Source organism: Rhizobacter sp. P2_H2, assembly GCF_056403375.1.
Genome location: NZ_JBFUFP010001415.1, coordinates 1 through 1,123, shown reverse-complemented (window position 1 = coordinate 1,123; position 1,123 = coordinate 1). Strand labels below are relative to the sequence as shown.

General features: G+C 70.9%; 1 protein-coding gene and 1 pseudogene. Both read right to left on the bottom strand.

Annotated features, from left to right (window positions below; translation table 11 throughout):
- A pseudogene (locus AC1D15_RS33580) lies at positions 1-899 on the bottom strand (dockerin); the annotation flags it as partial.
- Positions 896-1,123: hypothetical protein (locus AC1D15_RS33575; protein WP_477829466.1), on the bottom strand; the 228-nt coding region annotated here is incomplete at its 5' end. The pseudogene AC1D15_RS33580 and the gene AC1D15_RS33575, both read right to left, overlap by 4 nt.

Here is a 1,123-nt window from a genome sequence, read left to right as displayed (position 1 = left end):
GACTTGTACAGGTTCGAACCCAGGCCCGCCACGCTGACGTAGTCCGGCGCGATGGCGGCGTAGAGGGTCGAGGTCGCCGTGCCCGTGCCCCGGGTCCCGGTGTCGTAGACCACCAGCTCGACACCCATCACCTGGCCGCCCGCCGCGTTGATCTGGTCGGCGCTCATCTTGGTGGACGACAGCGCGTTGACCTGCGCCCACGTGGCGCCGGAGTCCGCGCTCTTCCACAGGCCGGCCGTGCGCGAGCCGTAGAACAGCGTCGACGGCTTGTTCGGGTCGACCATCAGCCGTTCGCCGATGGCCCGGCCGTTGTTGTTGCCACCCGCGGAGAACGGCAGGTCGACGTGGGACCAATGGTCGCCGCGGTCGCTGGAGCGGTACAGCCGGGCGGTGGCATCCGCCGAGGCGTACATGCCGCCGACCAGGTAGACGGCCTGGTCGTTGTTCGGGTCCAGCGCGATGCTTTCGACCCCGTGGTAGGAGCCTTCGGCGCCGCTGAAGCCGTCGGTGATCGGCACCCAGGCCTTGGTGGCCTGGTTCCAGCGATAGGCGCCGCCGACGTCGGTGCGTGCGTAGAGAACGTTCGCGGACGTGGGATGGAAGACGAGACCGGTGACGTAGCCGCCGCCGCCGTACTTCGCGTTGGTCCAGGCGGTGCCGTGGGTCACGGACGCCGCCGCGGAGGCCGCACCTTCCCCGGTGGCGTTCGAGGCCGTGACCACGAAGTAATACGTCGTGCCATTGACGACGGTGCTGTCGGCCAGGCTCGTCGAGGACGTCGAGCCGATCAGCGTGCCTCGCTGGCCCTGCGTTGTCGACCGGTAGACCCGGTACGCGGTGGCTCCGGACACGGCGGCCCAGCTGACGGTCACCTGGGCCCCGGCGTCGGTCGCCTTCACGCTTCCCACAGCCCCCGGCACGGCGRCCGGCGCAGGCGCAGGCGCAGGCGCAGGCGCAGGCGCAGGCGCAGGCGCAGGCGCAGGCGCAGGTGCGGGCGCAGGCGCAGGTGCAGGTGCGGGCGCAGGCGCAGGTGCAGGTGCAGGTGCAGGTGCAGGTGCAGGTGCAGGTGCAGGTGCAGGTGCAGGTGCAGGTGCAGGTGCAGGTGCAGGTGCAGGTGCAGGTG